The sequence below is a fragment of the Pedobacter sp. BG31 genome (assembly GCF_042464845.1).
In the GTDB taxonomy this organism is placed as follows: Bacteria; Bacteroidota; Bacteroidia; order Sphingobacteriales; family Sphingobacteriaceae; genus Pedobacter; species Pedobacter suwonensis.
The window spans coordinates 81,573-100,495 of record NZ_JBHNZK010000007.1 but is presented as its reverse complement, the minus strand read 5'-3'; the positions used below and the strand labels follow the sequence as shown (position 1 = coordinate 100,495).

15 protein-coding genes are annotated in these 18,923 nt (G+C 40.4%); 11 read left to right on the top strand and 4 right to left on the bottom strand.

From position 1 onward, the window contains the following. The first annotated feature begins 1 nt into the window (after position 1). From ACFE6N_RS10925 to ACFE6N_RS10885, 9 genes are all read left to right on the top strand, one after another. The gene (locus ACFE6N_RS10925) at positions 2-775 is read left to right on the top strand and encodes a DUF3108 domain-containing protein (protein WP_378936580.1); all 774 of its coding nucleotides are present in this window, start codon (positions 2-4) and stop codon (positions 773-775) included. Positions 776-777: 2 nt separating this feature from the next. Continuing rightward, positions 778-1,341, top strand: coding sequence for a DUF3109 family protein (locus ACFE6N_RS10920; protein ID WP_090981404.1), 564 nt, complete (start codon positions 778-780; stop codon positions 1,339-1,341). Between the two features lie 432 nt (positions 1,342-1,773). Beyond that, positions 1,774-2,826 (top strand): dTDP-glucose 4,6-dehydratase, encoded by a 1,053-nt coding sequence (gene rfbB / locus ACFE6N_RS10915; protein WP_090980840.1) that lies wholly within the window; start codon positions 1,774-1,776, stop codon positions 2,824-2,826. Beyond that, the gene (gene rfbC, locus ACFE6N_RS10910) at positions 2,826-3,374 is read left to right on the top strand and encodes a dTDP-4-dehydrorhamnose 3,5-epimerase (protein ID WP_293743985.1); all 549 of its coding nucleotides are present in this window, start codon (positions 2,826-2,828) and stop codon (positions 3,372-3,374) included. The genes rfbB and rfbC overlap by 1 nt, the downstream gene beginning before the upstream one ends. Then, a complete protein-coding gene (gene rfbD / locus ACFE6N_RS10905) occupies positions 3,371-4,228 on the top strand; it encodes a dTDP-4-dehydrorhamnose reductase (RefSeq protein ID WP_378936357.1) in 858 nt (285 codons plus the stop codon). Before rfbC ends, rfbD begins: the two co-directional genes overlap by 4 nt. A gap of 68 nt (positions 4,229-4,296) precedes the next feature. Further along, positions 4,297-5,157 (top strand): glucose-1-phosphate thymidylyltransferase RfbA, encoded by an 861-nt coding sequence (gene rfbA, locus ACFE6N_RS10900; RefSeq protein ID WP_145858687.1) that lies wholly within the window; start codon positions 4,297-4,299, stop codon positions 5,155-5,157. A 238-nt stretch (positions 5,158-5,395) separates the two neighbouring features. Then, positions 5,396-6,673, top strand: coding sequence for a nucleotide sugar dehydrogenase (locus ACFE6N_RS10895; protein ID WP_378936354.1), 1,278 nt, complete (start codon positions 5,396-5,398; stop codon positions 6,671-6,673). Positions 6,674-6,946: 273 nt separating this feature from the next. Then, entirely contained in the window at positions 6,947-7,330 is a 384-nt protein-coding gene (locus tag ACFE6N_RS10890; protein WP_090980831.1) for a PleD family two-component system response regulator, read from the top strand. Then, positions 7,317-8,399, top strand: a complete 1,083-nt coding sequence (locus ACFE6N_RS10885) for a sugar transferase (RefSeq protein ID WP_378936352.1) — start codon at positions 7,317-7,319, stop codon at positions 8,397-8,399. Before ACFE6N_RS10890 ends, ACFE6N_RS10885 begins: the two co-directional genes overlap by 14 nt. A gap of 110 nt (positions 8,400-8,509) precedes the next feature. Here the strand turns inward: ACFE6N_RS10885 and ACFE6N_RS10880 are convergent, their stop codons facing one another. From ACFE6N_RS10880 to ACFE6N_RS10865, 4 genes are all read right to left on the bottom strand, one after another. Further along, on the bottom strand, positions 8,510-10,648 hold the full coding sequence (locus ACFE6N_RS10880) for an OmpA family protein (RefSeq protein WP_378936350.1): 2,139 nt from the start codon (positions 10,646-10,648) through the stop codon (positions 8,510-8,512). 3 nt (positions 10,649-10,651) lie between these two features. Then, complete coding sequence (locus ACFE6N_RS10875) at positions 10,652-11,572, bottom strand: type IX secretion system membrane protein PorP/SprF (RefSeq protein WP_293743993.1); 921 nt, start codon at positions 11,570-11,572, stop codon at positions 10,652-10,654. 1 nt (position 11,573) lies between these two features. Beyond that, positions 11,574-15,176: an Ig-like domain-containing protein gene (locus ACFE6N_RS10870; protein WP_378936348.1), complete on the bottom strand. Its 3,603-nt coding sequence runs from the start codon at positions 15,174-15,176 to the stop codon at positions 11,574-11,576. A gap of 176 nt (positions 15,177-15,352) precedes the next feature. After that, the gene (locus ACFE6N_RS10865) at positions 15,353-15,973 is read right to left on the bottom strand and encodes an acyltransferase (RefSeq protein ID WP_378936346.1); all 621 of its coding nucleotides are present in this window, start codon (positions 15,971-15,973) and stop codon (positions 15,353-15,355) included. Positions 15,974-16,057: 84 nt separating this feature from the next. Between ACFE6N_RS10865 and ACFE6N_RS10860 the strand changes: the two genes are divergently transcribed. Next, complete coding sequence (locus ACFE6N_RS10860) at positions 16,058-16,759, top strand: TolC family protein (protein WP_134204576.1); 702 nt, start codon at positions 16,058-16,060, stop codon at positions 16,757-16,759. Beyond that, entirely contained in the window at positions 16,759-18,915 is a 2,157-nt protein-coding gene (locus ACFE6N_RS10855; RefSeq protein WP_378936344.1) for a GumC family protein, read from the top strand. Before ACFE6N_RS10860 ends, ACFE6N_RS10855 begins: the two co-directional genes overlap by 1 nt. The last annotated feature ends 8 nt before the right edge of the window (positions 18,916-18,923 follow it).

The window sequence follows — 18,923 nt, the reverse complement described above, 5'->3', positions numbered from 1 at the left end:
AATGAAAAAAATATTGATAACGGTTACAGCGGGCCTGTGTAGTTTACTCTCGGTAGCACAACAACTCCCTTTAAAGAAAGAGGCTGTATTTCAGGAGGGTGAGGTATTACAGTATAAACTGAGGTATGGGTTTATTACTGCGGCCGAAGCCACGATTAAAGTAACCAATTCTGATTTAAAGTTTGATAACAAACCAACATATAAACTCACGGTTGATGCACAGACTTCGGGTACATTTGATATCTTTTATAAGATAAGGGATCATTACGATTCATATATTGATAAAACTGATCTTTTACCTTATTTCTATCAGGAGAATATCCGTGAGGCCAGTTATAGACGAGAGGATAAGGCGCGTTTCAATCAGGATGGAAAGAAAGTTGTTTCCAACAGGGGTACCTTTACCACACCAACCAATCAAACATTTGATCTCGTTTCAGCATATTATTTTGCACGAAGCCTGGATATGAGTAAAATCAAAGTTGGAGATAAGTTTAAGTTGAACTATTTCTTGGGCGATGAAATTTCAGCATTGGAGGTAGAATATATCGGTAAAGAAACGGTAAAGAGTAAGTTAGGCAATATCCGCTGTTTGAAATTCAGTCCATCTATTAAGCCTGGGCGTATATTTAAAAAAGATAGCAGGTTATACCTTTGGGTAACCGACGATGGAAACCGGGTGCCGGTAAAGGCTCAGGTTGAGATATTGGTTGGTGCAGTTACAATGGAATTAAAATCAGCCGATGGGCTGAAATATGCTTTAGCAAAAGAATAATGATGATAGAAGTTGAACAGGTGCTGGTGCACGAAGATGTATTGAAAGAAAACTTTGTTTGTAATTTAAGCAAATGCAAAGGAATCTGCTGTGTGGAAGGCGATTCCGGAGCACCTTTAGATCATGACGAAAAAGCCGTTTTGGAAGAAATTTATCCTAAAATAAAACACCTGTTAAACGAAAAGGGTATCAAAGCGATTGAAGAACAAGGCGTTTATGTAGTGGATGAAGATGGAGATTTAACTACCCCTTGTGTCGATAAAAATAAAGAATGCGCTTATGTGTTGTTCGAAGGCGGTATTACCAAATGTGCGATAGAAAAAGCTTATGAGCAAGGTATTGTTGAGTGGCAAAAGCCGATTTCCTGTCACTTGTATCCTATCCGGATTACCAAATATCCGGAATTTGAAGTGTTAAACTATGATCGTTGGCATATCTGCCATGATGCCTGTACTTTTGGCCGCGAACTCAAAGTGCCGGTATACAGTTTTCTAAAGGGGCCGCTAATCCGAAAGTATGGAGAGCAGTGGTATAAAGAATTGGAGAGTTCTGTGGCGGCATTATAGTGATCAACACTGTGCTGGTTAAGTTCTCAATGACGCTATATGAAGGTTAACTATGGCTGTATTTCAGTAATATTTGGGTTAATGTAGCTCTTTATAAGGATTTGAAACCTTTTTCTAGTCAGCAAGTTCAGTATTCAGCTGAGATTCCGCCTTTTGGTATTAAGTAATTGTTAAAAAATTAACATTCTTACTACATGAAAATTTATTTTATCAATAATTGGTGTGGAATAAGGTGGTGAAAAAGTGCTAATATAGTAAATATTTAATAAAATTAGCTTCGAATTGTATTTTAAGTGAGCTAATTAGCGTTTTCTTTGGCAATTCGTTAAATAGAAGTTGATTTTTAGCAATGCAGGAGCTAATAATGTCAAATTAAGTTGTTTGTTGTTTAAAAAACATTTAATTTAGCACGACCGAAAATCAATTTATAACGTGAAGAAAATCTTAATTACTGGTGGTGCGGGCTTCATTGGTTCCCATGTAGTTCGTCGTTTTGTTAATAACTATCCTCAATACGAAATTGTCAATTTAGATAAGCTTACTTACGCAGGTAATCTGGCTAATTTAACTGATATTGAAAATAAACCGAATTATAGATTTGTAAAGGAAGATATTGCTGATGCCAATGCAATGTTTGATCTATTTAAAGCGGAGAACTTTGATGCTGTAATTCACCTTGCAGCTGAAAGTCACGTAGACCGTTCTATTTCAGATCCAACGGCCTTTGTAATTACCAATGTAATCGGTACAGTAAATCTATTAAATGCTGCCCGCGAATACTGGAAAGGTGATTACGATAAAAAACGTTTTTACCATGTAAGTACGGATGAGGTTTATGGTGCTTTAGGCGAAGAAGGCATGTTTACTGAAACCACAGCTTACGATCCGCATAGTCCATATTCGGCATCAAAGGCTAGCTCCGATCATTTTGTAAGGGCTTATCACGATACTTATGGTATTGATTGTGTAATTTCTAACTGCTCAAACAACTACGGATCTCATCATTTTCCTGAAAAGCTGATTCCATTAGCCATTAATAATATTAAAAATAACAAACCTGTGCCGGTTTATGGTAAGGGTGAAAATGTTCGCGATTGGTTATGGGTAGAAGATCATGCCCGGGCAATTGACGTAATTTTCCACAACGCTAAAACAGGCGATACTTATAATATTGGTGGGCATAACGAGTGGAAAAATATTGATCTGATCAACTTGCTTTGCACAATTATGGATCAAAAATTAGGTCGCGAAGCAGGTGAATCAGCTAAATTAATTACTTATGTAACTGATCGCGCTGGCCACGATCTACGTTATGCTATTGATTCTACCAAACTGCAAAAGGAATTAGATTGGGTGCCGAGCTTACAATTTGAAGAAGGCTTGGCAAAGACAGTAGACTGGTATCTTCAAAACGAAGAGTGGTTAAACAATGTTACTTCTGGTAACTATCAATCTTATTACGAACAACAGTACAGCGGTAAATAATGGAAATTGAACAAACAGGCTTAAAAGACTGTCTGATAATAAAACCAAGGGTGTTTGAAGATGCCAGAGGTTATTTCTTCGAAAGTTTTAATCAAAATACCTTTGAAGAAAAAACTGGTTTGTCAGGAAGATTTGTTCAGGATAATCAATCCTATTCTTCTTATGGCGTTATACGGGGCTTACATGCACAAACCGGTGAATTTGCGCAAGCTAAATTGGTGCGTGTAACCAAGGGTGAAGTATTGGATGTTGCCGTAGATGTACGTCCAGGTTCGCCAACCTACGGTAAGCATGTTGCTGTGCGTTTAAGCGCAGAAAACAAACTACAGTTGTACATTCCGAGAGGATTTGTGCATGGTTTTTCAGTGTTGAGCGAAACCGCCGAATTTTTATATAAATGCGATAACTTTTTCAATAAGGCTTCAGAAACCGGCGTGATTTATAACGATTCTGACCTGAATATCGATTGGTTAATTCCTGAGGAACATCAGGCTGTTTCTGATAAAGACTTACTTTTAAAACCATTTGCTGAACTTCAACATATATGAGCAAGATATTAGTAATTGGCGCGGGTGGACAGTTGGGCCAGTGTTTAAAGGTAGTTGCGGAGCGCAGAGGGATTACAGAAATTGTTTTTCCGGCAGAGCAAGATGCAAATATCTTAAATGAAAGTGGTTTAAATGACCTTTTAGCTAAAGAACAACCGGGCTTTGTAATTAATTGTGCAGCCTATACTGCTGTTGATAAAGCAGAAGATGAAGCTGATCTTTCCAAATCAATCAATGAAACGGGTGCTGCTTATTTAGCTTCAAGCTGCCTGGCAAATGGTGCCACGTTAATCCATGTTTCTACAGATTTTGTTTTTGAAGGTAATGACGTTAAGTTGCTAAAGGAAGACGATGAAGCAAAACCGATCAATGTTTATGGTGTAACTAAATTAGATGGTGAAAAAGCGGTGGCCTCAATATTACCGGCCCATTTCATTATGCGTACCAGCTGGTTATATTCTGAATATGCAAATAACTTTGTGAAAACCATGCTTAAACTTGGTGCAGAACGTGATGAACTGAATATCATTGCCGATCAGGTGGGTACGCCGACCTATGCTATCGATCTGGCCAATGCAATATATGATATCGTCGAATCCGGACAAACCAGCTATGGCATTTACCATTACAGTAATGAAGGGGTAACTTCATGGTTCGACTTTGCAAAGGCTATTTTTGATGTTAGCCAAACCCAGGTCAAAGTAAATCCTATTCCTGGTTCTGCTTATCCGACCAAAGCTTTGCGACCAGCATTTTCAGTTATGGATAAAACTAAAATTAAGGAAACTTTTAATATAGAGATTCCTTATTGGAGAGATAGTTTGGTAGCGTGTATAAAACAAATTAATAAATAAAGTAATACGGATATTGAGATCAGTGCTTTCATCTCAATCTAAATTCTTAAATCTCAAATCGAATACTAATGAAAGGTATAATCTTAGCTGGTGGTAGCGGAACGCGTTTGCATCCTTTAACTTTGGCTTGTAGTAAACAAATGATGCCGGTTTATGATAAACCGATGATTTATTATCCTCTATCTACACTAATGTTAGCAGGGATAAAAGAAATCTTAATCATTTCTACACCGCATGATCTCCCAAATTTTGAGAAATTATTAGGTGATGGCGCAAATTTAGGCTGTAAATTTAGTTATGCTGTGCAGGCAGAACCAAATGGTTTAGCTCAGGCTTTTGTAATTGGCGAAGAATTTATTGGTACAGATAAAGTGGCTTTGGTTTTAGGTGACAATATTTTCCATGGTGATGGGATGGCCAAATTATTACAGGCCAGTTCTGATCCGGATGGAGGAGTGGTGTTTGCTTATCAGGTATCAGACCCTGAACGCTATGGCGTAGTAGAGTTTGATGCAAATAAAAAGGCCATATCTATCGAAGAAAAACCTGTTCAGCCTAAATCTGATTATGCCGTACCTGGTTTGTATTTTTATGATAATGAGGTAGTGCAAATTGCAAAGAATGTTAAGCCTTCTCCGCGTGGTGAATATGAAATTACCGATGTGAACAAAGTTTACCTGGAGCGAGGCAAATTAAAAGTTGGCGTATTGAGCCGTGGAACGGCCTGGTTAGATACCGGAACCTTTACTTCATTAATGCAGGCAGGGCAATTTGTACAAATTATCGAAGAACGCCAGGGCTTAAAAATCGGGTGTATCGAAGAAATTGCTTATCGTATGGGTTTTATCGATGCAGAACAGCTTAGAACCATTGCTACCCCACTGGTAAAAAGCGGTTACGGAAGCTATTTACTTAAACAGATTAAGTAGTTTATTATCTTATTATTATAGTTGATCGCTGATGAATTGGAAAGCATTCATCAGCGATTTTATTTTTACTCCCATATTATCCTGAATTTTTATCAGATCTGAAATAATGTATCCCGAGCTACTATAAGTGGCGCTTTCTTCCTGATGTTTTTATTGGTTCCCGATTTTCAGCATTAATTAAGCCGCAATTAAAGCTTTCGCGATTTATCTTATCTTTGTCCCGGTCACCAAAGAAAAAATGAATATAAAAAAGCGAATTGCGATTATAGGTTTAGGTTATGTTGGGCTCCCGCTGGCTATCGAATTTGCAAAAAAATATAAAGTAGTTGGTTTTGATATTAACGAAAGTCGTGTTGAAGATCTAAAGCAATTGAAAGACCACACTCACGAAGCAAATTTAGATGATCTGAAAGCTGTACTTTCCTCATCAGAATTTGGCTTAACATTGAGTGCAAGCCTTGAAGATTTAACAGCTTGTACTGTTTTTATCATCACTGTACCAACACCTATAGATCACCTCAAACGGCCGGATCTACAGCCATTACTTGGGGCCAGTAAAATGTTGGGTAAAATTCTCAAGGAAGGCGATATTGTAATTTATGAGTCGACCGTTTACCCGGGTTGTACCGAAGAAGACTGCGTACCGGTTTTAGAAGAGCAATCAGGATTAAAATTTAATATTAATTTTTTCTGTGGTTATTCGCCAGAGCGGATAAATCCCGGTGATAAAGTCAATACCCTTACGAAGATAAAAAAAGTTACCTCGGGTTCTACGCCGGCAATTGCTGCTGAAATTGATCAGCTTTACGCTTCTATCATTACTGCCGGTACGTATCTTGCGCCTAGCATTAAAGTTGCAGAAGCTTCAAAAGCCATAGAAAATGCACAACGAGATGTCAATATTTCATTTGTTAATGAACTGGCCTTGATTTTCGACCGCATGGAGATTGATACGGCTGATGTATTGGCTGCTGCTGCTACCAAATGGAATTTTCTTAATTATAAACCAGGTTTAGTAGGCGGTCATTGTATTGGTGTTGATCCCTATTATTTGGTGCATAAGTCAGAAGCGTTGGGGTATAAACCAGAAGTAATTCTGTCCGGACGCAGGGTAAACGACAATATGGGCATGTTTGTTGCCAACAAAATGATTAAAATGTTAGTGGCAAGAAATAAAGTAATTAACGCAGCCAAAGCCCTCATATTAGGTTTCGCTTTTAAAGAGAATTGCCCGGATACCAGAAATACGAGGGTAATTGACATTTATAAAGAACTCAGATCTTTTAGTATGGAGGTAGATGTATATGATCCATGGGCCAATGTAGCTGAAGTGAAGACTGAGTATAATATCCAGCTGATTCAATCTGATGATTTCAATCACTATGATGCAATTATTTTAGCTGTGGCGCACCAACAATTCCTGCAGATTGATTATGCTGCTTTAAAGGCAAAAGGATCAATTATTTTCGATACCAAATCGTTTATCAGGCGCGATTTGGTTGATGGTAGATTATAATTCTTATTTGATTGGATTATTGCCGTATAAAATAGCAATATCCTCGTCAAAAGGTAATCAAATTTACTTATTAAAGCAGAATTATCCCCATATTTTCCGTTTAATTTGATGACTGAATATGTTAACGAATTAATAAATTAACGTCCTTTTCAAATTTTCATTCAGGAATCGGATATTCTTTTTGATCTATGTCAAAAAATGTGAAAAATCAGGAAAAATGTATTTTTTCTTCTACAGGTTCTGGTTAGATTTGTTTTAATCTAGACTAACAACATGGAACTAAAAAAAATTTTGGTGATTGATACAGAAATTCACATGCTAAACCTTTTAGGGGTGATTTTAAAAGGTCGTTATGATCTTTCGATGCAGTCGGGACCTGTTGAAGCCATGCAATGGTTGCATAAGGGAAATATGCCAGATATCATTATCTCAGAAATCAATATGCCATATATGAGCGGGTCCGAACTCATCAGTAATCTTAAGATCAGTGGGCTCTACAGGCATATACCGATTATCGTTCTTTCCGGAATCAAAGATCTCTCGACGCAAATAAGCGCCATACCTTTTAAAGTTGATGCATACTTTTCCAAGCCCTTCAATCCGCTCGATCTGGAAATGGCTATGAGTAATATACTAGCAAGCCATGCAGTCAACTGATGATAAAGGAAATGGGATAGTTGTTAATGATTACACGCGCATTATTTATGCTGGGAAGGAATTTCTCACCCAACTCCTTCCAGAATTGCAACGCCATTTTAAAGTGGAAACGCATAAAGATATTGCGACTCTTGGAGAGTATATTTCAAAGCAGACCCTGCTGAGTCTTCCGGATGCGATATTGATAGAAGTGGATGAGGACGGTGAATGTTTTAGGTTTGTAGAGAAACTAAAGCTAAACACGTTGCTTAGGGAGATCGTGATTATATTTTTATCGGCCTCAGCCAGTCCAAAGTTATCGCAGATTGCTTTGAGGCTTAATGTTGGTGATCTCTATATTGCGCCAATTCCGGTTAATGATCTTTGCAACAGGATTAAATTCCTGATCAGGTTGCGTGCTTTTCAGCCCCGGGTAAGCGATTCAGCTGCAGTCAGAGTAACAGCGCAATTCCCAGTAAAAAAACGGATTTTCGACCTGTGTATATCATGCTTTGTTTTTCTATTGCTGATTCCTGTATTTAGCTTAATCGCGCTTCTAATCCGCATAGAATCCAGAGGACCGATCATATACAGGAGCAAACGCGTGGGGGCGGGTTATAAAATATTCGATTTTTTTAAATTCCGCTCTATGCGTCACGAAAGTAGTAACGATTTGACCAACCTTTCAGCACTTAACCAGTACGCACCTACTGAGGGTACTTCGCCTACTTTTATTAAGATAAAGAATGATCCGAGGGTTACAAAGGTTGGGGCCTTCTTACGCAGATACAGTTTAGATGAGTTACCCCAGCTTTTCAATGTAATCAAAGGAGATATGTCTCTTGTAGGAAACAGGCCTTTGCCACTTTACGAAGCAAAGTCGCTGACATCCGATGAATGGGCTTTACGTTTCCTGGCACCGGCAGGGCTTACGGGTTTATGGCAGGTGAGCAGAAGGGGAAAAGGAGAAATGTCTGAACGGGAGCGTAAAAAACTCGATAATTTTTATGCCAGAAAATATTCTTTAAGACTAGATCTGGCCATCCTTATTGCAACATTCGCTGCGATGAAGCAAAAGGAAAATGTGTAAACCTTCCAAGCCGAGCTGGTAGCAATTGTTGTTAAATTAAAAAAGCATATCATTTCTGATATACTTTTTTAACAAATTTAATATTTACAGGTAAGCAACCTGCCTCATTTTTATCTGTCCGAACAGTTCTCCCTGGTGATATTAACGCCATTTAGAATCACATCAAATTCTGTCCGTCTGTTAAGTTGCTGGTCTTCCTCTGAACAGTTAACGCCATCGTAACAGCGATTAACTAACCGGGTTTTTCCATAGTATTCCACCTTGATCCGGTCCGATTGGATACCACGCGCAACCAGGTATTGTTTGGCAGCTTCACCACGTCTCAATGACAGGTTTCTGTTGTATTCTTCTGATGCCCTGCTATCGCAATGGCTGGAAGTTATGATCGTAATTTCAGGGTATTTTCTCATCAGTTCTACCAATTCGTTCAACGCGCCCCTGGCATCAGGCCTTATTTCTGATCTATCTAAATCATAATATATATTTTTTACGGAGAAAACTTTTTTCAGTGAATCGCAATGGTTTAGCACATACTGTTGAGCGCTTTCTGTTCTGTTCAATCTGATGTCGAGATTGATTACAGAATCCTTTTGTATTCCTACTGACGTGGTAAACTGGATATTGTTGATATAGCCAAGTTTTTGAGCTGTAACCTCATAGTCTGTCTCTGCAGGTAACTCTCTTTTAAACCGTCCCTGGTTATCTGTTTTGATGGTATCAGTGCCATCCAGGTGGTGCATAAGGATCCGGCCTCCGGCCAGGGGAATCCGAGTTCTTGCATCTGTAAGGGTTCCTTGCAAAATAATTTTGTAAGTAGATCTTCTAAACTCGTAAATATTGTCGTTTCCTTCCCGGTTAGAGCTGAAATAGCCTTTCTTGCCGTCTGGAGTTAAAATAAGCGCGAAGTCATCTTTAGATGAGTTTATAGGAGCACCCATGTTAACAGGCGCGGTTGTCGGTTTCATTTCTTTAAGCGGCACCTGGAATAGGTCCAGTCCTCCAAAACCGGCAAGTCCGGTTGATGAGAAAATCAAATTCCCGTCATGATCAAAACTTGGGAACATTTCATTCCCTTCCGTATTGATCAGCTTACCCATGTTAATGGGGCTGGTCCATTCGCCACGGCCAGATTTTACACAGTAATATAAATCTGTACCCCCAAAGCCGCCGGGACGGTCAGAAGCAAAAACAAGAATATTCCCGTCAGGAGTTAATGCCGGGTGGCCGGTAGAATACTCATTGCTATTATAAGGAAATTCTTTGGTTGCACTAAGATTAGGTCCATAAGCTGTGTAAAGCTTCAGTTTGATGGTTCCATCACTGCTCTTGGAGGTTTTTCCGTTTAAATAGTTATTACCGGTAAAAATGATGGAACCGTCAGGAAACACGGCTGCTGCCGCAGTGTGATATTTATTGTTAAATACTCCACCTAGTTTTTTGACCATTTTATGCTGACCATAAATCAGGTTTAAGGTATCTCTTTCTATCGCACTGGTATAGGCAGACAAAACGTTGTTATCATTACTGGTTTCTGGTGTATCATCATCATTATACCTGATTTTCTGTTTATCTGCAGAACTTTGCGAATTAATTAAACTGTCCTGGTTAATTACCTTTAAGTCTGAAAGTTTATTAACATAATAGAGCTTGCTAAAAGGCGTATTGTCCCATTTAAAGATATGTTTTGAAAAATTTTCCGATTGCCGGTTACTGGTAAACATCAGACCTTCTTTGTAGAAAGTTGGAGCATATTCGGAAGCCTGGGTATTAATATTTAAAAAACCTATCTTCCAGTGATTTGAATTTTTATTGATCTTGGCCAGGTTTGTAGATGCAAAAGCCGCTGCTCTTTTATCTGCAGGTACTAATGAGAGGTATTTTCTATACCACCGTTCTGATTCTTCATACTGTTGGTTGTTGGCTAAGCTTTCGGCATAATATAACGCCCACTCATTCTTCATAGCCGGTTGTGAGGTCAACTTCCGGTAGGCTTTCAACGCTCCGGGGTAATTTTTAATCATTTTGCAGCTATAGGCCAGCATGTCCAGCGCCTCTAAATTGGTTGAATCTTTTGCCAGTACCCTTTTAACCTTACTGATTGTAGAGACATATTCAAGCCCATTAAAACTCTTGCGTGCCGCATTTAAATCATTCTGGATGTTTGGATTGTTTTGCGCATATATGGAGGTACAGAGGGCGAGAGTAAGGCCTAGGTATATTAACAACGTTACTTTAAAATCAAATTTCATAACTTAGAAAAATCTTGGTGATAATATTTTGTTTTTTTCAAACCCAAATTCGTACCTCAACATAATCTCATGACTGCCTGAATTAAAGTTTTGCAGTTCAGTGGTGCTTCTGTCATAACTATAACCAATACGTATCTGAGGACTAACCTGCACTTCGAGCAGCGCACTGATGTCTGCATTTGTCCGGTAACCGGCCCCGATGGCCAGTATATTTTTAATCCATAGTGACGCATTAAAATCAGCTTCCACAGGGGCACCTTTTACGCCTTTAACCAAAAATGAGGGTTTCAGCTTGAAGTCTTCAGCAAGAGGAAAGACATAACCTGCGGTAACGAAAAGATGCGGCACCTGCCTGGCTTGTAGGTTGTTCCCGTTGGCGTTGCTGTTAAGGCTATTGCCCAGTAAATCTTGCACAGCCAGGCCAAGGTAGAATTTATCCGAATTGTAATATACTCCTGTTCCGAAGTTAAACAGCGTTTTACTCGCATCATTCATAAATGCAGGATCGTAGCCTGGATTTGAACTTAATGAAACACTGCTAAGTCGTGCAGTGTAATGGCTAATGGAACCTTGCAGACCAAAGCTCAGGCTTCCTTTTTCCATTCTTATCCGGTAGGCTGCGCTTGCAGAACCACCTGTGGTTTGGGTAACACCTAGTTTATCGCTAAAAACCTGCAGGCCTACACCAAATCTCTTATTTAAGACAGGAGCATCGATAGTGAATGTTCCTGTTCTGGGTGCCCCTTCTATTCCTGTCCACTGGTTACGGTAAAGTGCAGTTGCCGATACCAGGTTCCTGCTTCCGGCATACGCAGGATTTATGGCAAGCGTATTGAACATGTATTGCGTATACATAGCGTCCTGCTGGCCCCAGCTTTTAGTAAAAAGCAGGCACATGGTTAAAATTATAATATATCTTTTCATCTTATCTGTTAATTGTAATATAGCCCACACGTCTGTCCGTTCCATCAATGGTCAAAATATAATAATAGGTTCCTGCCGGAACTTCTTCTCCCACATGGACACCTTCAGTCGTTTTTCCATTCCAGTCGTTCTGATAACTTTTCGATTGGTAAATCAGATTTCCCCAGCGGTTAAAAATGCTTAAGTTGATCTTTTTTCCGTTGGTATTGCCAACTACAAAATAATCGTTAATGCCATCATTGTTTGGAGAAAAACCTCCCGGGATGAAAAGATCTTCCTTGATCAGGTTAACTACGGTTGGTTGCGATGGACTGACGTCTCCTGCGGTGATCGGGTCTGGTTTAGTTCCATCCGTAGAAACGTCTGTAGTTTTGCTGTTGTCACTTACCGAAAAGCCTTCAGCAGTAGCCGAGTTGCTAAAATTACCGTCATACTTATCTAAAGATACCTTAACTTCGATATCAATCGTGCCCGAAGCAGATTTAGCTAATGTATTGCTCCCTGTAAGCATGTTTTTGTCAGCTAAACCATTGAAACCGTTATTTGCGGAAAGGCCACCTGTTGCGCTGATTTTTAATACTTCAAAAGTATTTCCTCTAAAAGTTGCAAACAGATCGTCAGTTACATTGATATCTCTTATTGCTATTTGGCCAAAGTTGGTCAGCACAAATGAATAGCTAACCGTATAGCTTCCGTCCTGATTTCGAACCGGTGTTGATTTTAATCGTTTTGCCAATCCGATTTTGCCAGGAATAAGTACCGTAATCGTAACCTTACCTGGAGTAGAAGGGGTACCATCTTTATCTACAATGATATAGGTAAACTCATCAGGGCCTGAATAACCCGGGTTGGGCGTGTAAATCGGCTGACCAGTAGTGGGATCAAAAGTTATTGTACCATGTTTAGGCGGATCAGTTATCGTAACCTTTCCTCCGGAAGCAATTGGAACATTGATTAATTTCGGTCCATTTACCGGGGTTTCTACGCTGATATTTGGCGCATTGATCACAACCGGCGGGTTCACGGTTACTGTTACGGCAATTGGGTCTGAATCAATGCCGTCAACAGTTCTTAAGATGTAAGTGAAAACATCCTGACCGCTAAAGCCTGCATTAGGCGTGTAAATAGGTAGCCCGGTGGTGGTGCTTACGCTTACATTGCCATTCTTAGGGGCTGTTACCCATACCACATTGGTGCCGCTTTTGCTGGGATCATTATCCTTTACCGGCATTTCAACTGAGCGGTTAAAAGGAGTGGTATAGGCATCTGCGGAACCTAAAGGTTTTACAGATACGGTTACACTGATGGGATCTGACGAAAGTCCGTCAACAGTTTTAAGCGTATAGGTGAAGTTATCTTTTCCTGAAAAGCCCGGATTTGGGGTGTAAATCGGGTTCCCTGAGGCATCAAAACTGATACTGCCATTTGTTGGCGGAGTTTGTATAGGTGTTGTGGTACCCGTTTTAGAGGGGTCATTTTCCTTTACCGCTATAGTGATGGGAGTTCCCGTAACAGTAGAGGCCGCATCAGGATTACCCAAGGGTTTCACATTTACCGTTACCGTGATCGGATCAGACTGTAACCCGTCTTTATTCTGTAAGATGTAAGTAAAGCTGTCTTTTCCACTAAAGCCGGCATTAGGTGAATAAGTGAAAGTTCCATCAGTATTGAGTACCACAGTGCCTTTCAGGGGATCAGTTTTTTTGATGACAATTGATCCTGCTTTACCAGGGTCATTATCCATTACATGTATAACTACAGGCAAATCAGTTGCAGTATTAGCAATATCTGCCGTACCAACGGGTTTGATGTTTACTGCTATAGTTACGATTGCGGTATTGGATTCGGCACCATAATTATCTTTTACAGTGTATACAAATGAATCATAGCCGCTATAGTTTGCCGCAGGCCTGTAGTTTACAATGCCGCTCACCGGATCAACAACAAGTGTTCCATGTAAAGGCTGGCTTTTAATGCTGATGGATGAGGCATTGATCGTGTAATTGCCATCGGCATCAGTATCATTGCTAAGTACGCTTATCGGTATATTTGTATCTTTACTTGTGGTTACCGTATCATTAACGGCTACAGGTATACGGTTAACAATCAGCTTAACTTCATCTGAACGTTGACATCCTCCAGGTGAAGTAAAGGTCCATTTGAATGTGTAAATGCCACCAGTTAAGTTGTTGATAATTGCATTTGGCTGTTGTGCATTTACCAGTGATGCCCCTGCTGGTCCTGAAGACTGCGTCCATAAACCACTGTTGGTACCGCTACTATTACCCTGCAGTACATATGTTGTGGTAGGAGTAGAAATATTAAGCAGTTGGTCAACTCCGGCATCTGGCTGACTTGGTGCAGCAACATAGGTTAATGAAATGGTTGCCGGATTTGATGTTTTTCCGTACGAATCCTGCACCGTATAAGAGCCGGATACCGTACCAAAAAGATTTGGTTCAGGTATGAACTGGATACTACCCTGAGAATTTACCGAAAAAGTTCCTTTTCCGGAAACAGTATAACTGTTTTGTATACCATTCTGGTTAGGATCAAGGTCGATTGTTGATTTATTCAATACAGCACTAGGGTTAGCGGTTGTATCATTAGCAGTTACATCTATCACGGCCTGATTGCCCTGACATAGTGTTAAAGCATCGTTTTTGGCCACCGGATTTATTAAGCCCGTCTGGTTATGTGCATCGATACTTACTTGTCTGATCTCGTGAAAGTTGGTGAGGTCGCCGGTTGAAGAAGCAAAGCCGTAACGCAGGTTATCCGGAGCTGCCTCAGCATAGTAAAAGTTATCAATCACTGTGGTGGTAATTGGCTTTGCTCCACCACGTGTAACCCTTACCGTTATATTAAAGCCTCCTGCAGGTTGCGGGGCAAGATCCATATAAACCCTCCTATACCCCGCATTGGTTGAGTCAGGCTGGCGTTGTCCGCCGTCTCCCACAAGAGGGAACCCGAATTGACTCATTTCGGCACTGGTCAGATAGCTGTAATTACCCGAGGTCAATGCAGCACCATTTCCCCTGCCCCTAAGGGTTATCGAGCCAGGCCTAAATCCTATGCCACCCTGCCTGCCTTCAGTCGGATTGGAAAAATTTCCATATTCGTCAAGGCCGATGGCCAGGTAGCCATTACTCACTCCGGGAGAGATCGGGGTAGTTGTCGTAATCTGTGCATATCCGAGAGAACCGCCGAATCCGCCGATAACAAAAGGATTTGCATTTGCATCAAAAAGAAAGAAACTGATTCCATCGGCACCTGTGCCACCATATATATAATATTCAAAGCTAACTTTAAGACCATTACCCGAAGGGAAGTTAGTGGTATTGATGACATAGCCTTTCTGATTTTGGACATTGCTTGTTAGCCTTAAGTATCCATCTCCATTTGGATCCAGAGGGGTACCTGTATGGCTTGAGGTAGCCATATCGTAAGCACTACCCGCTGCGGTTAAAAAAGCAGATGGGGCACCGCCAAAAATTATTCCTTTTGAGGTGGAGTTACGGAAACTTTCTACATAAGGGAACTGGGCAAAAGCATTTTTAAAGATAAAAAGAGATAATACGACGATTATCTGAAAACGTAACATTTTTATCATAAACTTGGATTGATAGTTTGTTGATTTCTAACTTGCAAAGTTAAAAGCTAATTTCCAAACTCTTATATATTTAGCTCAAATTATTGATAATTCTCAAATTAATAACACCGGCAACCTGCTGATTTCGGTCAGCCAGGATTTAGCGCCATCACAATAGGGCTGATAGCTTAACTTATTCTGGACCATAACCCAGTTTCAGGATGGTATTTCTTGATCACTTTTGCCGGATTACCTGCTGCCACACAAAAATCCGGAACATCTTTGGTCACAACTGCACCTGCCGCAATTACCACATGTGCGCCTATCGTCACTCCGGCTGTTATAACCGCATTGGCTGCAATCCAGCTGCCATTACCAATTTTAACTGATGATGTAACTACGGGTTGTTTAGAGATAGGCAGATCAATGTCCTGGTAGGAATGATTAAGGCCGCTGATCACTACATTTTGGGCGATAATGACATCATCACCAACATGTACCGGTCCGATAATTACGTTACTCATTCCAATCAGCGTCCTGTTTCCAATGTAGACCGCGCCAACCCCGTTGTTGATTGTACAAAAATCCTCTATTATGGAGTCATCGCCCATTTCAAAACTGTTAAAGGGTAAAACATCCAGCCTTGTTCTAGACCTGATGCGGCTATTCTTACCTTTTTTATGAAAGAAAGGATTTAAAAAAAGGCTTACCCATATTCTTGGGCGGGCCTCACCGGTAGGGATCATCATCCAGTGTACAATTTTTTTTAGCTTTTCATTACCCTTTACTACTTTTAAGAGTGATTTCATTACAGATCTTAATTATGGTTATCTTTACAATATTAGCATAATTTAAATCATAACCATATATTTGATCTTTACTGCAATCGTTTTATGATTAGAAACCAACTCAAGCCGTTAATGGTGTTTTTTATCTGCACCCTGCTTAAGTTAAACAGCGTTCTCGCTCAAGAAAGTATTTTAAGCGAAGTTTCTTATTTATATATGGAGAAACTTGTTGCGGCGGCTAAAGCCAACTATCCGAGGGTGGGTGCTCTTAATAACCAGATCAATATAGCCAAAAGCGACCTTTCCGGGGCGCGACTTTCGTGGCTGGAGCCTTTGTCCTTTCAGTACGTTGCCCGCTCAAACCAGGCAACAGCCAATACTGTGGTAGATCTGCAGACTGCTGATCTGCTTACAGGATATCAGTTTGGTATTTCCATCAATCCCGGCTCTCTGTTAACCAAGCCGAGCCAGATTAAAAAAGCAAAAGAACAGTTAAGAATTGCCCAGTCTAACCAGGCAGAATATTTTCTTGAGCTGGAGGCACAGGTAAAATCCAGATATGTTACACTTCTTCAGTTTCAAAAATCGCTTGCACCGGTCAACGATATGTATCTCACGGCACAGAGTAATTTTGAAAACATGAAAATCAAGTATCAAAAAGCCGAGATAACCTTTGCAGAATACAACAGTGCGTCGAATTCCTTGAGCAATGCCCTGCAGGCCAAACTGCAGATGGAAGCCAGCTACCTCAATGCAAAAATTTCACTCGAAGAATTAACGGTTAAAAAGTTGGAAGAAATAAAATAATGGCTGAAGGATATAAATTTTTGAAACTTGTCAAACGCTACCGTCTGGCATTGATATTGGTCCCTTTGATTACCATTATCATCACTACATTTTTAGTGCGCAACCTAAAGAGTTCGTATATATCCCAGGCCCAGATCTCAACCGGGATTGTGGATGAAACACAGCAACAGTCAGTAATTATTGAGGCGGTCCAGGGTGAACAGGTGCGTCAGCAGTTTAGCAATCTCATTGAGATGATCCGTATGAAAAGGGTACTCAATCAGGTATCCTACTTGTTAATGATACACGATCTAACCACCAATAAACCTTTTAAACCCAAAAGTGACCTGGTTGAAACGCTGAATAAAGACGCTGTTGCCCATGCCATTGAGGTATATCGTAAAAAATACGAAAATAATGAGGAACTTGATATCAACGTTCCTGATGAGGAGGGACTTACAAGGGTGCTCAAATCAATGAATTACGATGCCGATGCCCTTAAAAGCAAAATATCTGTATTCCGTTCCGGAGAAAGCGATTTCATTACCGTACAATCTGAAGCTGAAAGCCCGGAGCTGGCGGCGTATATTGTAAATACCCTGTCTTCAGAATTCATTAAAGGTTATACTTCGCTCACCAAAGCTTCGCAGGGTAAGGCAAACAATTTTTTGAGGAATATGCTCAGGGAAAAGACAGATACCCTTGCCGCACGAATGGCCAGACTGAAGAATTATAAAATCAAAAACAAGGTCTTAAATCTCACCGAACAGTCTAAGCAGTTGTATTCTTTAATCCTGGATTATGATACCAAAAAACAGGAAGCCATTGAGAAGACTGCTGCATACGCCGGTGCGCTTAATGAGATTGATGCAAAGTTTAATCCCAAAGAGCGGAGCTATATCGAATCCAGGCTCTCTAAAGTAAACCAGGGATTGGTGGAAACTAAGGCAGAACTAAGCAGTCTTTACGACCTCTATCTTAAAAACGACCTTGACGAAAGGTATAAAAACAGTTATGATTCCCTTAGAAATAAGCTGACTGAACAGATTAACAAATCTTCTGATCAGTACATCAACAATCCCCTGAGTGCTAAACAGGAACTGGTCAGTCAAAAAATCAATCTGGAAATACAGATGGATATATCCCGGTACGGAATAAATTCTCTTGAAAATAAAATTAATTCACTAACCAGGGATTTTGAGAATTTAGTTCCACAGGAAGCAGAGGTACAGACCCTGGAAATGAGTGTGGATATCGCCAGCAAGGAGTATCTGGATATCCTGAACAAATACAATCAGAGTAATCTCGAATCCGGGGTTGAATCTAAGATGAATATTGTCCAGATGGGCGTTGGCGGACTTGCACAGCCTTCGAAGAAATTTCCGCTGATGGTGCTCAGTGGTTTTGTGAGTCTTGTTTTCTGTCTTTTGGCATTATTTATCATTTTCATTACCGATAACCGAATACTTGATGCGAAAACACTGGCCGCGAAAACGTCGGTGCCTGTACTCGGTACGATACCAAAACTCCCGGCTCCGCTTGAATCGCTGAATAGCTCATGGGAGGATCCGGCCCATCATGATTTTTGGGCCAGCATACGTTCCATCCGATATGAGCTGGAGTCGGCCATGCAGGATAAGGTGATCGTTATTTCCAGCTTTGGGCCTTCTGAAGGGAAAAGCTTTTTTGCCAGGTGCCTTGCAAGGTCATGGGAAAAAACAAATAGAAAGGTATTGTTGATAGATGGGAATTTTACACATCCCTCGCTAGGTCAGGCCAGGGCCGGACAATATGTGGAGGATTTTTTACAGGGAAGAGAACAAGTTGGGCAACAGGAGCCGATAGAAATGATTTCGGTGTTAAGCAACCGTGGCAAAGAAGGATCTCTTTTGGAACTTTCCAGTGCTCAGCAGATCAATCAACAGCTGGATAGGGCAAAAACAATATACGACCTGATTATTATCGATGTTGCCGCGATCAATGATAGCAGCCTCGTGAGAGAATGGTTTTCCTTTACACATAACGCCGTAGCGGTGTTCAAATCAGGAGAATCAATCAATGAAGATAAAAAGGCATATCTTGCTATGCTTAAAGAAACCGGGATTTTTAGGGGATGGATACTTAATATGGCCGAAACGGGTTCGGGCGAACTGGAGTTTTTTAAGACAAAAGGATAATGGACGCG

Bases quoted from the DNA above. Each gene is read 5' to 3' on its own strand.
- ACFE6N_RS10925 (WP_378936580.1), top strand. From the start codon at position 2: ATGAAAAAAATATTGATAACGGTTACAGCGGGCCTGTGTAGTTTACTC.
- ACFE6N_RS10920 (WP_090981404.1), top strand. From the start codon at position 778: ATGATAGAAGTTGAACAGGTGCTGGTGCACGAAGATGTATTGAAAGAA.
- rfbC (WP_293743985.1), top strand. From the start codon at position 2,826: ATGGAAATTGAACAAACAGGCTTAAAAGACTGTCTGATAATAAAACCA.
- rfbD (WP_378936357.1), top strand. From the start codon at position 3,371: ATGAGCAAGATATTAGTAATTGGCGCGGGTGGACAGTTGGGCCAGTGT.
- rfbA (WP_145858687.1), top strand. From the start codon at position 4,297: ATGAAAGGTATAATCTTAGCTGGTGGTAGCGGAACGCGTTTGCATCCT.
- ACFE6N_RS10895 (WP_378936354.1), top strand. From the start codon at position 5,396: ATGAATATAAAAAAGCGAATTGCGATTATAGGTTTAGGTTATGTTGGG.
- ACFE6N_RS10890 (WP_090980831.1), top strand. From the start codon at position 6,947: ATGGAACTAAAAAAAATTTTGGTGATTGATACAGAAATTCACATGCTA.
- ACFE6N_RS10885 (WP_378936352.1), top strand. From the start codon at position 7,317: ATGCAGTCAACTGATGATAAAGGAAATGGGATAGTTGTTAATGATTAC.
- ACFE6N_RS10880 (WP_378936350.1), bottom strand. From the start codon at position 10,648: ATGAAATTTGATTTTAAAGTAACGTTGTTAATATACCTAGGCCTTACT.
- ACFE6N_RS10875 (WP_293743993.1), bottom strand. From the start codon at position 11,572: ATGAAAAGATATATTATAATTTTAACCATGTGCCTGCTTTTTACTAAA.
- ACFE6N_RS10870 (WP_378936348.1), bottom strand. From the start codon at position 15,176: ATGTTACGTTTTCAGATAATCGTCGTATTATCTCTTTTTATCTTTAAA.
- ACFE6N_RS10865 (WP_378936346.1), bottom strand. From the start codon at position 15,973: ATGAAATCACTCTTAAAAGTAGTAAAGGGTAATGAAAAGCTAAAAAAA.
- ACFE6N_RS10860 (WP_134204576.1), top strand. From the start codon at position 16,058: ATGATTAGAAACCAACTCAAGCCGTTAATGGTGTTTTTTATCTGCACC.
- ACFE6N_RS10855 (WP_378936344.1), top strand. From the start codon at position 16,759: ATGGCTGAAGGATATAAATTTTTGAAACTTGTCAAACGCTACCGTCTG.